14 protein-coding genes and 1 tRNA gene are annotated in these 12,366 nt (G+C 66.9%); all 15 read right to left on the bottom strand.

Annotated elements, in window-relative coordinates; all coding sequences use genetic code 11:
- Window positions 1–51 precede the first annotated feature (51 nt).
- A tRNA-Lys gene (locus IHE47_RS05475) sits at window positions 52–127 on the bottom strand.
- A 62-nt stretch (window positions 128–189) separates the two neighbouring features.
- On the bottom strand, window positions 190–885 hold the full coding sequence (queC, locus tag IHE47_RS05470) for a 7-cyano-7-deazaguanine synthase QueC (protein ID WP_192104868.1): 696 nt from the start codon (window positions 883–885) through the stop codon (window positions 190–192).
- Window positions 886–1,086: 201 nt separating this feature from the next.
- Window positions 1,087–1,776: a 7-carboxy-7-deazaguanine synthase QueE gene (queE, locus tag IHE47_RS05465; RefSeq protein WP_343227445.1), complete on the bottom strand. Its 690-nt coding sequence runs from the start codon at window positions 1,774–1,776 to the stop codon at window positions 1,087–1,089.
- A 10-nt stretch (window positions 1,777–1,786) separates the two neighbouring features.
- On the bottom strand, window positions 1,787–2,614 hold the full coding sequence (gene ybgF, locus IHE47_RS05460) for a tol-pal system protein YbgF (protein ID WP_192104867.1): 828 nt from the start codon (window positions 2,612–2,614) through the stop codon (window positions 1,787–1,789).
- 42 nt (window positions 2,615–2,656) lie between these two features.
- Window positions 2,657–3,166, bottom strand: coding sequence for a peptidoglycan-associated lipoprotein Pal (gene pal, locus IHE47_RS05455; protein WP_192104866.1), 510 nt, complete (start codon window positions 3,164–3,166; stop codon window positions 2,657–2,659).
- A gap of 239 nt (window positions 3,167–3,405) precedes the next feature.
- Window positions 3,406–4,731 carry a Tol-Pal system beta propeller repeat protein TolB gene (gene tolB / locus IHE47_RS05450; protein WP_192104865.1) on the bottom strand — a complete coding sequence of 442 codons (1,326 nt, stop codon included), beginning with the start codon at window positions 4,729–4,731 and terminating at the stop codon, window positions 3,406–3,408.
- 8 nt (window positions 4,732–4,739) lie between these two features.
- A complete protein-coding gene (locus IHE47_RS05445) occupies window positions 4,740–5,681 on the bottom strand; it encodes a cell envelope integrity protein TolA (RefSeq protein WP_192104864.1) in 942 nt (313 codons plus the stop codon).
- Window positions 5,668–6,129, bottom strand: coding sequence for a protein TolR (tolR, locus tag IHE47_RS05440; protein WP_192104863.1), 462 nt, complete (start codon window positions 6,127–6,129; stop codon window positions 5,668–5,670). Before tolR ends, IHE47_RS05445 begins: the two co-directional genes overlap by 14 nt.
- A gap of 13 nt (window positions 6,130–6,142) precedes the next feature.
- A complete protein-coding gene (gene tolQ / locus IHE47_RS05435; RefSeq protein ID WP_192104862.1) occupies window positions 6,143–6,826 on the bottom strand; it encodes a protein TolQ in 684 nt (227 codons plus the stop codon).
- A gap of 32 nt (window positions 6,827–6,858) precedes the next feature.
- Entirely contained in the window at window positions 6,859–7,269 is a 411-nt protein-coding gene (gene ybgC / locus IHE47_RS05430; RefSeq protein WP_192104861.1) for a tol-pal system-associated acyl-CoA thioesterase, read from the bottom strand.
- Window positions 7,262–8,311: a Holliday junction branch migration DNA helicase RuvB gene (ruvB, locus tag IHE47_RS05425; protein ID WP_192104860.1), complete on the bottom strand. Its 1,050-nt coding sequence runs from the start codon at window positions 8,309–8,311 to the stop codon at window positions 7,262–7,264. Before ruvB ends, ybgC begins: the two co-directional genes overlap by 8 nt.
- A 216-nt stretch (window positions 8,312–8,527) precedes the next feature.
- Window positions 8,528–10,405 (bottom strand): potassium transporter Kup, encoded by a 1,878-nt coding sequence (locus tag IHE47_RS05420; RefSeq protein WP_192104859.1) that lies wholly within the window; start codon window positions 10,403–10,405, stop codon window positions 8,528–8,530.
- Between the two features lie 26 nt (window positions 10,406–10,431).
- Window positions 10,432–11,025 (bottom strand): Holliday junction branch migration protein RuvA, encoded by a 594-nt coding sequence (ruvA, locus tag IHE47_RS05415; protein ID WP_192104858.1) that lies wholly within the window; start codon window positions 11,023–11,025, stop codon window positions 10,432–10,434.
- Complete coding sequence (gene ruvC / locus IHE47_RS05410) at window positions 11,022–11,543, bottom strand: crossover junction endodeoxyribonuclease RuvC (RefSeq protein WP_192105034.1); 522 nt, start codon at window positions 11,541–11,543, stop codon at window positions 11,022–11,024. Before ruvC ends, ruvA begins: the two co-directional genes overlap by 4 nt.
- Before the next feature lie 33 nt (window positions 11,544–11,576).
- Window positions 11,577–12,305: a YebC/PmpR family DNA-binding transcriptional regulator gene (locus IHE47_RS05405; protein WP_192104857.1), complete on the bottom strand. Its 729-nt coding sequence runs from the start codon at window positions 12,303–12,305 to the stop codon at window positions 11,577–11,579.
- Between the last annotated feature and the right edge of the window lie 61 nt (window positions 12,306–12,366).

Below are 12,366 nucleotides of genomic sequence, written 5' to 3'. Positions count from 1 at the left end.
TGGCCGCACGTTCCAAACAAAAAGCGCCCGGTGCCGGGCGCTTCGTGAACCTGGTGGGTCGTCCGGGACTCGAACCCGGGACCAATGGATTAAAAGTCCAGTGCTCTACCAACTGAGCTAACGACCCGTCAAAACCAGCGGACTGGCGATTCTAGGGATTGTGCTGCATGCGCACAAGCAAAAGGCGCCTCAGGCGTAACGTGTAGGATCGGGCAATCCCGCCTCGCGGAAACCCTGCGCGCGCAGGCGGCAGGCGTCGCAATGGCCACAGGCGCGGCCTTCGGCATCGGCCTGGTAGCAGCTCACCGTAGCGGAGAAATCCACGCCGAGGCGCTGGCCCTCGCGCGCGATGTCGGCCTTGCTCATGCGCATCAGCGGCGCGTGGATGCGGATGCCGGCGCCCTCGACGCCGGCCTTGGTGGCCACGTTCGCGAGCGTCTCGAACGCCTCGATGAAGGCCGGGCGGCAGTCCGGGTAGCCCGAGTAGTCCACCGCGTTGACGCCGCACCAGATGTCGGTGGAACCCAGCACCTCAGCCCATCCCAGCGCAATCGACAGCATGATGGTGTTGCGCGCCGGCACGTAGGTCGCCGGGATGTGACCATCACCGTCGTGCGCGTCGTCGTCCAGCGGCACGGCGATGTCGGCGGTGAGCGCCGAGCCACCGATGCTGCGCAGGTCGACCTGCACGGTCTTGTGCTCCACCGCGCCGAGCAGGCGCGACACGCGCTCGGAAGCTTCCAGTTCGGAGCTGTGGCGCTGGCCATAGGCCACGCTCAGCGCATGCACCTGGTAGCCCTGCTCGCGGGCGATGGCCACGGTGACGGCCGAATCCATGCCGCCGGAGACGAGTACGACGGCCTTGCGGGGAGCGGTTTCAGACATGGTTTTCATCCATTGCAAAGCGGCCGGTCACCGGCCGGAGAGCGCTCGCGGCAAGACAGGCCACGGCGCGGATACTGTTGAAGCGTGCAATCACGGCGGTGGCCGCCCGATCCCGGTGCTTGAGGACGAACGCACCGGTTCAGGCAGTGCAGCCATGGGTGGCCGCCGTTTGACCTTCACGCCCATGGATGAACGCACGGGTCACTTTCCCTTCGCGTCGTTCCACAACAGCTTGTGCAACTGCAACTGGAAGCGCACAGGCAGCTTGTCGTCGATGATCCATTCGGCCAGTTCGCGCGGCTCGACCTTGCCCCACACCGGCGAGAACAGCGCCATGCAGCGCCGGTCGATGGCGTGTTCGGCCACCACGTCACGCGCCCATTCGTAGTCGGCCCGGCTGGCGATCACGATCTTGACCTGGTCGTGCGGTGACAGGTGGTCGAGGTTCGACCACAGGTTGCGCGCACTCTCGCCGGAATCCGGCGCCTTCAGGTCGACCACCTTGCGCACGCGCGGATCGACAGCGGCGACGTCCAGCGCACCCGAGGTTTCCAGCGAAACCTCGTAGCCCGCATCGCACAGGCGCTGCAGCAGGAGCAGGCAGCGCTTCTGCGCCAGGGGCTCGCCGCCGGTGACGCAGACATGCTGCGCACCATGGCTGGCGACTTCGGCGAGGATGTCGTCGATGGTGCGCCACTCACCGCCATGGAACGAATACGTGGTGTCGCACCAGGTGCAGCGCAGCGGGCAGCCGGTGAGGCGCACGAACACGGTGCGCCAGCCGATCGCGTCGGCCTCGCCCTGGATCGAGTGGAAGATCTCGGTGATGCGCAGCCGCTCGGCGGCAACCGGAGGCGCGGCGGTCACCGCGCTAGTGCTTGCATCGACCACGGCCACGACCTCAGCCGGCCTGCTGGATGCGGCCCAGCCGCTCCTTCGCCAGGTTGGCGGCCTTGGAGCCGGGGTACTTGCTGACCACCGCCTCGAGCGTGGCCTTGGCCGCGGGCGCCTGCTTCAGCTCGTACTGGCAGTAGCCGACCTTGAGCATGGCGTCGGGCGCCTTCTCGCTCTGCGGGAACTGGCTCAGCAGGTGCTGGAACGCCTGCAGCGCCACCTGGTAGTTGGTGGTGACGTAGTACGACTCGCCCAGCCAGTAGAAGGCGTTCGGGGTGAGCGGGTGGTTCGGGTACTTCTCGATGAAGGTGCGGAACTGGCGCGAGGCGCCCACGTAGTCGCCACCGCGCAGGGTCTTGAAGGCGGCGTCGTAGTCGGCCTGCGCTGCCGCGTTGTCGGCGGCCGAAAGCGGCTTGCCGTTGTCGGCCTGCGCCGTGGCGGCGGCATTGCCGGCCGGAGCGGCACCCGCGGTTGCCGCGCCAGCGGCAGCGCCCGTGGCCGCAGCCGGCGGCGCGCTGGACGCACCCGGCGCCGCACCCGGCTGGCCCTGGTTGCCGGCCTCGAGGCGTCCCACGCGGGAATCGAGGTCGGTGTACTGATCCTTGCTCTTGTCCTGGAGCTGCTGCAGCTGGTGCTGCAGTTCCTCGATCTGGCCCTGCATGTCGCGCAGCTGCGACTGCATCTGCTGCAGCTGGTTGACCAGTTCGGCACTGCTCTGGTTCTTGTTCTGCGCCTGCTGCTCGAGCAGGGAGACGCGATCGGCGAGGCTCAGGCGCGAGTCCTGCGCGGACGCCGGCAGCACGAAAAGCATGGCGGACGCGATTGCGCCCGCCATGCCGATCCTGGCTGCAAGTTTGCTGACCAGTCGTTGCATCGATTACTCGGCCGTGTAGACGATCTCGACGCGACGGTTCTTGCTCCAGCAGTCCTCGTTGTGCTCGCGGCACACCGGCTTTTCCTTGCCGTAGGAGATCACGCTGATCTGGCTGGCGGAACCGCCGTTGGCCTGCAGCGCGCTGGACACGGCGTTCGCACGACGCTCGCCGAGGCCCAGGTTGTATTCCTTCGAGCCGCGCTCGTCGGTGTTGCCTTCCAGGCGCATCTGCGCCATCGGGCGGTCCTGCAGGTACTTGGCGTGGCAAGCCATGATCTGCTGGAACTCCGGCTTGATTTCGTCCTTGTCGAAATCGAAGTACACGACGCGCTGGCGCAGGCAGGCATCCTTCTCTAGGTCGCCGAGCTGGTACTTGCCGCTGGTATCAGCCGGGGCGGTCTGAGGGGCGACCTCATTCTGCTGCGGCTGCGGCTTGACTTCCTGCTTCTTGGAACAGGCGGCCGCGCCAACGCAGAGCAGGGCGACCAGGGCGACGCGAACGGTCTTATTCATGGTGACGTTCCTTCAAACGTGTGTGAGATCCGACATGCAGTGACGGACGGGTTACGGGACGAATTCGCCGGTGGTCCGGCTGTTATTGATTTTTGGTATTGCAAGATCAACGGCGTGTGATGCTCGCCATCAGTGGCTGGCCTTGGCACGACAACGCCCCGACCGCAAAACACGCCGGGCGCGACCCTCGCGGGCCGTCCCCGGCATCGACCGCCCCACGCAAGTGCGGCGGCACGAGTTCACTGCTGTTGCCGGTACGGTCCCCAGGAAGGATCGCTCACGCTGCCATTGGCGAGCGCAAGGCGCTGACGCACCATGCCATCGGACGAAGTGGCATACAGCACGCCGCGCGGGCCTTCGGTTGCACCGTACAGCAACATGCTGGCGTTCGGCGCCCAACTGGGACCGAAATCCAGCGGACCCGGCGAGAGGTAATGCACCTGCCCGCCCAGGCCGAGATCCATGACTGCAATACGATACACGTTCCCGTTGCCCTGCACCATGGCAAGTTCCTTGCCGTCGTAGCTGATGTCGGAGTTGGAGTTGTACGTACCCTGGAAGCTGATGCGCTGGGGTGTGCCGCCGCCGGCCGGAATCTGGTAGATCTGCGGGCGGCCGGAGCGGTCGGAGGTGAAATAGAGGGACTGGCCGTCCGCCGCCCACACCGGCTCGGTGTTGATCGACATGCCATGGGTCAGCTGGATCTCCTGGCGCGAGGCCAGGTCGAGCGCGTACAGCTCGAGGTGGCCGGTGAAGGACAGCGCCACCGCCAGCCTGCGGCCATCCGGCGACCACGCCGGTGCACCGTTGATGCCCTTCTTGTGCGACTCCACCAGCTGGCGCGCGCCGGTGGTGAGGTCCTGCACGTAGATCTGCGAGTTGCCGCTCTCGAAGGAGACGTAGGCGATCTTCTTGCCATCCGGCGACCATGCCGGCGACATCAGCGACTCATGCGAACGCGCCACCACCTGCGGGTTGAAGCCGTCCGAGTCGGCCACCACCAGCGAGTAGTTGGTGTTGTTGCCCAGGCCGACCTGGGTGATGTAGGCGATGCGGGTCCAGAACGCGCCGCGCACGCCGGTGATCTTCTGGTAGATCGCGTCGGCGATCTGGTGCGCCACGCCGCGCAGGTCGCCCGGCGGGGCCGTGAAGTACCCGGCCAGCAGGTTCTGCTGCCGGTTCACGTCCCACAGTTCGTAGTCGACCCGCACCATGCCGTTGCCGGCGTCGCTGATGTGGCCGACCGTGATGTAGTCCTGCTTGAGCAGGCGCCAGGTGGCATAGTTGATGTCCGCGCCCTTGGCGGGGAACTCGACGATGTCGCTCTTGGCCAGCGCACGGAACTTGCCGCAACGGTTGAGATCGGCGCGGATCACGTCGGCCACGTCGGTGGGCAGCGGCGCCACGCCGGGTTGCGCGTACGGCACCACGGCGATCGGGGTGGCGGTCTTCACGCCATTGGCGATCTGGATGTCCAGCCCGCCGGTCTGGGCGGCCGCCGTGCTGGCGAACAGCGCCGCGACCAGGCACAGGATCAGGGCGTACAACGGATTGGGTCTGCGCATGTGGGTCTTCATTGCGGCGTGAAAGTGAAGGTCAGTTCGCGCTGGAACACGCTCTCGAAACCCTTGTACGGCAAGGTCTTGGTGCGCAGGATCGCATTCTCCACCGACCGCCTGCCCGCGTCGTCGTAGGGACAGCTGGAGTCGACCTGGGCGCTGATCACGTCGCCCCCCGGCAACTGCACGACATGCACCCTGCAAGGGACGTTCGGCATGTTATCCGGGCGAGTCCAGTTGGGCGTGACCGCATTCTGAATGGCGGCCGCATATTCGCTGGTGAGGTCGCTGTTCTGCGCGTTGTTGCCGGTCTGCCGCTGGGCGGCATTGGGCAGATCGGGCTGGCCGTTGTCCTGGGCGTTCTTGAGGTCGGCCAGCTGCTGCTTGGCCTGTTTCGCCTTGCTGTCGGCCCGCTTGGTCTGCGCCGAGGCCGCGTCCATCTGGGCGAGCATCTCGTCGACCTTCTTCAGCTCTTCCTGCTTTTTCTTCTGGGCCGCCTGCGCGTCCAGCTCGGCCTGGCGCTGGCGCTGCTTCTCTTCCTGCACCTGCTTTTCCTCGGCCTGCTGGATGCCCTGCTCGACCACGCGCTCCTGGTCCTTCACATCGGGATGCTCGGGCGGCGGCGGCAACGGCGCGATCTTGGGCTGCGCCACCGGCGGCGGGGGCGGCGGCACCGACGGCGGTGGCGGTACGCTGTCGGGGACCGGCTTGACCTTGACCGCCTTCGGCGGCGGGCTGCCGGTGGGGCCGATCAGGGTAGCCTCGATCACCGGCCCCTTCAGCTGCAAGGGACGCGAACAGGTGATCGGGTTCATCGATGCGGGCAGGCCCAGCATGTCGATGAAGTTCTCGTAGCTGGTGCAGGGCAGTACCGCGAGGAACAGGAACGCGACGATGCCCAGATGCAGCAGCGCGGACAGCAGCACCGCCCGCGGAATGCCCTTACGGTCGTCCATGGGACCCCTGACCCTGGCTGGAACCGTCGCCGGGCGTGCTCATCAGGCCGACCTTGTCCACGCCGGCCTGCTGCAGGTCCGCCAGCACCTTGTACACGCCGCCGTAGTTGCCGCTGGTGTCGCCGGCCACCAGCACGCTGAGCTGCTGGTTGGCGTCCAGGAACGCCTTGACCTTGGCCTGCAGGTCGGCCTCGTCCACCGGCTGCGGCTTGCCGTTGCCCACGATGAGGGCGAGCGTGCCGTCCTTCGCCACCTGCACGACCAGCGAGTCCTTCTTGCCCTGCAACGCCTTGGCATTGGCCTGCGGCAGGTTCACGTCCACGTTGGAGTTCAGCATGGGCGTGGTCACCATGAAGATGATCAGCAGCACCAGCATCACGTCGATGTAGGGGACGACGTTGATCTCGGATTTCAGCTTGTAGCGCTTGTAGCGCCGCGCGTTTCGCATGTCAGCGCTCCGGTCAGGCCGCGTCGTCGGCCTGGATCTGCCGCTGCAGCACGGAGGAGAACTCCTCCTGGAACACGTCGTAGCGCGAGGCGATGCGCTCCACCTTGGTGGCGAAGCGGTTGTACATCCACTGCGCGGGGATCGCCGCGAACAGGCCCATCGCGGTGGCGATCAGCGCCTCGGAGATGTGCGGCGCGACCACGGCGATGGTGACGTCCTTCATGTCGCCCAGGCCCTGGAACGCGCCCATGATGCCCCACACCGTGCCGAACAGGCCCACGTAGGGGCTGATCGAGCCGACGTTGGCGAGGAACTCCAGGCTGCGCTCCAGCGTGCCGACCTCGCGGGTGCTGGCCACCTGCATCGCACGCTCGGTGCCCTCGATCACGCCGCGCGTGTCGTGGGTGCGGCGCTGGCGCTGGCGGGCGAACTCGCGGAAACCCGACTCGAAGATGGTCTCCAGGCCGCCTTCCGCGCCGCGGTTGCTCACTTCGCGGAACAGTTGCGCCAGGTCGCCGCCGGACCAGAAGCGCTCCTCGAAGTTCTCCGCGTTCTCCAGCGCCGCCTTGGTCTGGCCCAGCTTGCGGATGATGATGACCCACGACATGAAGGAGAAGATCACCAGGATCAGCAGCACGCCCTTCACGGGCAGGCTGGAATTCATGATCAGGTCGAAAACATTGAGTCCGCCGTTCATTGGCTTGGGGCGCTCCGCGTCGGCAAAGGTGGTCAGGAAGGAGTTCCGGGGAACAGATCGGCGGGCATCGGCACGGCGCGCATGCGCCGCGTGTCCACGCAGGCCACGCGCACGCCGGCGCGAACCAGGCAGGTACCGTCCGCACGATCGATCGTCTGGCTGAATAGGATACTGGCCGCGCGCCGTTCCTTGACAGCCACCGTCACCGACAGTTCATCGTCCAGCAGGGCTGCGCGCAGGAAATCCAGTTGCATTTCACGCACCAGGAAGGCCAGCCCGGTGCTTTCCTTGTAGGCCATCTGGTTGATGCCCAGCGCGCGCAGCCACTCGCTGCGGGCGCGCTCCAGGAAGCGCAGGTAGCTGGCGTGGTAGACCACGCCGCCGGCGTCGGTGTCTTCCCAGTACACCCGCACCGGCCAGCGGAAGGGCTCGCGCTCACCCATCGAGGGCATCCCCCGCAAACAGGTCGGCCGCCTGCGGCTGGCGCGGCGGCGGCGTCAGGCCCAGGTGGCGCCAGGCGCGCGCGCTGGCCATGCGGCCGCGCGCGGTGCGTACCAGGAAGCCCTGCTGGATCAGGTAGGGCTCGACCACGTCCTCCAGCGTGCCGCGGTCCTCGCTGAGCGCGGCGGCCAGCGACTCCACGCCCACCGGGCCGCCGTCGAAACTCTCGATGATGGTGCTGAGCATGCGGCGGTCCAGCTCGTCGAGGCCGTCGGGGTCGATCTTCAGCATGTCCAGCGCGGCCTGCGCCGCGGCCAGGGTGATCTGGCCGCCCGCGCGCACCTCGGCGTAGTCGCGCACCCGGCGCAGCAGGCGGTTGGCGATGCGCGGCGTGCCGCGCGAGCGGCGCGCGATTTCCTGCGCCCCGTCGACCTCGCAGGCGATACCTAGGATCTTCGCGGCGCGGCGCACGATCGCGGTCAGCTCGTCGACGGTATAGAACTCCAACCGCTGCACGATGCCGAAGCGGTCGCGCAACGGCGCCGTGAGCATGCCGGCCCGCGTGGTGGCGCCGATCAGGGTGAACGGCGGCAGGTCGAGCTTGATCGAGCGCGCCGCGGGCCCCTCGCCGATCATGATGTCGATCTGGAAGTCCTCCATCGCCGGATAGAGCACCTCCTCCACCGCGGGCGACAGCCGGTGGATCTCGTCCACGAACAGCACGTCGTTGGGCTGCAGGTTGGTGAGCAGCGCGGCGAGGTCGCCCGCGCGCTCCAGCACCGGGCCGGAGGTGGAGCGCAGGCTCACGCCCAGCTCGTTCGCGATCACGTGGCTGAGCGTGGTCTTGCCGAGGCCGGGCGGGCCGAAGATCAGCACGTGGTCCAGCGCGCCACCCCTTTTCCGGGCAGCCTCGATGTAGATCGACAGCTGCTCGCGCACCGCCTGCTGGCCGAGGTACTCGGCGAAACGACGCGGACGGATCGTCGCCTCCAGCGCCTCGTCGTCGAGCTGGGAGGCGGGGGTGATGAGGCGGGGTTCGGTCATGTCGCCATTATGGCGGCACTGGCTCCGAAAAAGGAGCGAAAAACAAGAGCAAGAGCGCCGTACTCATGAGCCAAGGAAGGGCTGTCCTGCCCTTCCTTGGCTCGCCTGGACGGGCGAGCCCATCCAGGCTCCACACACCGATCGCGGAGCGATCGGTGTGTGTGCGGTCCATCCTTGGACCGCGGTTCGCAGGTGGAGATTTGATCCGCAAGCGGATCAAATCTCCACCTGCGCCCCCAGCTCAATCAAACGGTTGCCGGGAATCTGGAAATACGCCGTGGCCGGCAAGGCATTGCGCGCCATGAAGGCGAACAGCTTGTCGCGCCACAGCGCCATGCCGGGGCGGCGCTTGTCGGCCACCACGTTTTCGCGCGACAGGAAGAAGGTGGTGTCCATCATGTCGAACGGCAGGCCGCTCCTGGTGCACATGGACAGCGCCAGCGGGATGTTCGGGTCTTCCGCAAAACCGAAGCGCAATTCGAGTCCGTAGAAGTCGCCCTGCATCGGCACCAGGTGGATGCGCTCCTCGGCATCCGCCACCGGCGTCTCGAGGATCTCCACCGTCAGCAGCACGTTGCGCTCGTGCAGCACCTTGTTGTGCTTGAGGTTGTGCAGCAGCGCATGCGGCACCGCGTTCTGGTTCGCGGTCAGGAAGATCGCCGTGCCCGGCACGCGCAGCGGCGGATGCTTCTGCATGGCCTCGATGAACGGCGCCAGCGCCAAACCACCCTGCTTGATCTCGCGCACCACCAGCTCGCGGCCGCGACGCCAGGTGGTCATCACCGCGAACACCGCCACGCCCAGCACCAACGGGAACCAACCGCCCGCCTCGATCTTGATGAGGTTGGCGCTGAAGAACGACAGGTCGATGATCAACAGGCAGGCACCCACCACGATCAGCAACGGCAGGTTCCACTTCCACTGGTGGCGTGCCACGAACAGCGCAAGCACGGTGGTGATGCTCATCGTGCCGGTCACCGCGATGCCGTAGGCCGCGCTCAGCGAGTCGGAACTGCCGAAGTGCAATACCGCGAACAGCACCATCACCAGCAGGAAACTGTTGACCCACGGCACGAAGATCTGGCCGGACATCTCACGCGAGGTGTGCACCACCGGCATGCGCATCGAATAGCCCAGCGACATCGCCTCGCGCGTCATCGAGAACGCACCGGAGATCACCGCCTGCGAGGCAATCACCGCCGCGGCGGTGGCCAGGGCGATCATCGGGTACAGCATCACGGACGGCACCGTCTTGAAGAACGGGCTGTCGATCGCTTCGGGGTGATCCAGCAGCAGCGCGCCCTGGCCGAAATAATTCAGCACCAACGCCGGCAGCACGAAGCTGAACCATGCCAGCCGGATGGGCTTTTTGCCGAAATGCCCCATGTCGGCATACAGCGCCTCGCCGCCGGTCAGCGCCAGCACCACGCCGCCCAGCGCGATGAAGGCATGCCGGCCGTGGTTGAAGAAGAAGTGCACGCCATACACCGGATTGACCGCCCACAGGACGTGCGGGTTGTGCAGGATCATGTTCACGCCAAGCAGCGCGATCACCACGAACCACAGCACCATCACCGGCCCGAACATGCGCCCCACGTGATCGGTACCGCGCCGCTGCAGCCAGAACAGCACCAGCAGCACGACCACCGTGATCGGCACCACCCAATGCCCCAGCCCGGGCGCGGCCACCTTCACGCCTTCCACCGCGCCGAGCACGGAAATCGCCGGCGTGATCACGCCGTCGCCGTAGAACAGCGACGCGCCGAAGATGCCGAGGATCGCCAGCCCCCAGCGCAGCCGCGGCTGCTCGCGCACACTGCGCAGGGCCAGCGCCATCAGCGCCATGATGCCGCCCTCGCCCTTGTTGTCCGCACGCATGATGAAGGTGACGTACTTCAGCGAGACCACGATGATCTGCGCCCAGAAGATCAGCGACAGCACGCCGTAGATGCTGCCCGGCGTCGGCTTCAGGCCGTCCATGTCGAGCGTGCTCTGCAGCGTGTACAGCGGACTGGTGCCGATGTCTCCGTAGACGACGCCGATCGCGCCCAACGCGAGCGCCGCGAGGCGCCGCTTGGTTTCGGCTTCGCCCATGCCTTGATGCATTTCGTGACCCACGATCAACTCCCCAGCGCGGCGCGCAGCGCCTTGCGGATGATGGTTTCGGCGCTGTCGCCGTCGACGGCGACCTTCTGCACCAGCCGCGTCACTTCGGCGGGCTTGTAGCCAAGCTGTTGCAGCGCCACGGTGGCCTCGCCGGCCGCGTCGAGCGGCGCGCCGGCCGGCATGGTGCCGGGCAGGTTCACGGCCATGCCGTCCACGCGGTCGCGCAACTCCACCACGATGCGCTCGGCGGTCTTCTTGCCGATGCCGGGGATCTTGGTGAGCGCCACCACGTCGCCTGCGTGCACCAGCCGCGCGAAATCGTTGGTCGACACGCCCGACAGCACGGCCAGCGCGATCTTCGCGCCGATGCCCGAGACCTTCTGCAGGTTGCGGAACAGCGCACGCTCGGCCTCGGTGAGGAAGCCGTACAGCGACACGCTGTCTTCCTTCTGCGCGTAATGGGTGAGCAGGATCACTTCCTTGCCCAGCCCCGGCAGGTCGTAGACGGTGGACATCGGCGCTTCCAGCTCGTAGCCGACCCCCCCCACTTCCACCAGCAGCCACGGCGGCTGCTTCGACACCAGGGTGCCACGCAGTCGGCCGATCATCGGCGACGCCTCCAAGCCGTGCGCGGAATGCCCACGCGCTGCAGGCTGGAGCGGGTGTGCGCATGCGCCACCGCGATCGCCAGCGCATCGGCGGCGTCGGCCTGGATCGGCCCTTTCAGCCCGAGCAGGACGCCGACCATGTGCTGCACCTGGGCCTTGTCGCCGCGGCCGCTGCCGACCACGGCCTGCTTCACTTCCGTCGCTGCGTACTCGTGCACCGCGATCCCCTGGCTCACCACCGCGCAGATCGCGGCACCTCGCGCCTGTCCCAGCTTCAACGCCGAATCGGCATTGCGCGCCATGAACACGCGCTCGATGCCGCATTCATCCGGGCGATGGGCGGCGATGATGTCATTCAACTCGTCAAAAATGCGTTTCAGGCGCAGCGGGAAGCTGGCCTCGCCGGCCACCGCCAAGGCACCGTGGAACACATGCGCAAGCTTGCCGGCGGCATCGACATCGACGATGCCCACGCCAGTGCGCTGGCTGCCGGGGTCGATGCCGATGATCCGGGTCATCAGGGCGGCGGACACGAAGACGCTTGCCGGCGCTTACTCGCCAGCCTCGGCGGGCAGCAGGGCGTTGTGGTAGACCTCGCTCACGTCGTCCAGCGCATCGAGCTTTTCCAACAGCGTGGTGAGCGCTTCCAGCGTCTCGCCGTTCACCGCGGTGCGATTGTTGGGGCGCATGCCCACGCCGGCGTGCTCGGATTCCAGGCCGGCGGCGGCCAGCGCCTGCTGCACGGTTTCGAAGTTCTCCGGCGCGCACAGCACGGTGCTCTCCCCATGCTCGTTCACCACGTCATCGGCACCGGCTTCCAGCGCGGCTTCCAGCACCTGCTCTTCCTTCGCCGCATCGCCGCCGGTGGCGAACACCAGTTCGCCGCAGCGGGTGAACTGGAACGCCACCGAGCCCGAGGTGCCGAGGTTGCCGCCGTGCTTGGTCAGCGCGTGGCGCACGTCGGCCACGGTGCGCACCGGGTTGTCGGTGAAGCAGTCGACGATCAGCGCGATGCCGCCGGGGCCGTAGCCCTCGTAGCGCATGTCCTCGCCGGCGCCGTCGGCACCCGAGCCGCGCTTGATCGCGCGCTCGATGGTGTCCTTGGTCATGTTGGCTGCCAGCGCCTTGTCCACCGCCGCGCGCAGGCGCGGATTGCTCGCCGGATCGGCGACACCGGCACGGGTGGCGACGGTGATCTCACGGATCAGCTTGGTGAACACCTTGGCGCGCTTGGCGTCTTCGGCGTTCTTGCGGCCTTCGATGGACGGACCTCTACCCATGATGATCCCCGGACATGCTCAAGAAAGACAAGCTGGCGATTTTACCGCAAGACACGGGAAT

It is taken from the genome of Rhodanobacter sp. DHB23, assembly GCF_014842975.1.
Lineage (GTDB): Bacteria > Pseudomonadota > Gammaproteobacteria > Xanthomonadales > Rhodanobacteraceae > Rhodanobacter_A.
This window is presented reverse-complemented; position numbering and strand designations above follow the sequence as displayed.